The sequence below is a fragment of the Chromohalobacter sp. HP20-39 genome, assembly GCF_033052815.1.
GTDB lineage: Bacteria > Pseudomonadota > Gammaproteobacteria > Pseudomonadales > Halomonadaceae > Chromohalobacter.
Genome location: NZ_JAWHTP010001146.1, coordinates 1 through 238, shown reverse-complemented (window position 1 = coordinate 238; position 238 = coordinate 1). Strand labels below are relative to the sequence as shown.

Sequence of the window (238 nt, the reverse complement as noted above, 5' to 3'; positions counted from 1 at the left end):
CGGATGTGGTCCCGCCGGGTGGCTACCAGTTCCACGTTACCGGAGAGCATCACGTGCCCAACGGCACGCTGCTCGGGTTCTGGATCTACCTGATGAGTGATTGCCTGATCTTCGCGTGCCTGTTTGCCGCTTATGGCGTGCTGGGCCGCGAGTATGCGGGCGGGCCCACCGGGGCGGAACTGTTCGAGCTGCCGCTGGTGGCGCTGAACACGTCCTTCCTGCTGCTGTCGTCAATCAC

Annotated in this window: 1 pseudogene; it reads left to right on the top strand. The window is 63.9% G+C overall.

The window, feature by feature from the left end:
* Nucleotides 1-5: 5 nt before the first annotated feature.
* Nucleotides 6-238 (top strand): annotated as a pseudogene (locus tag RVY79_RS21475) (cytochrome o ubiquinol oxidase subunit III); the annotation flags it as partial.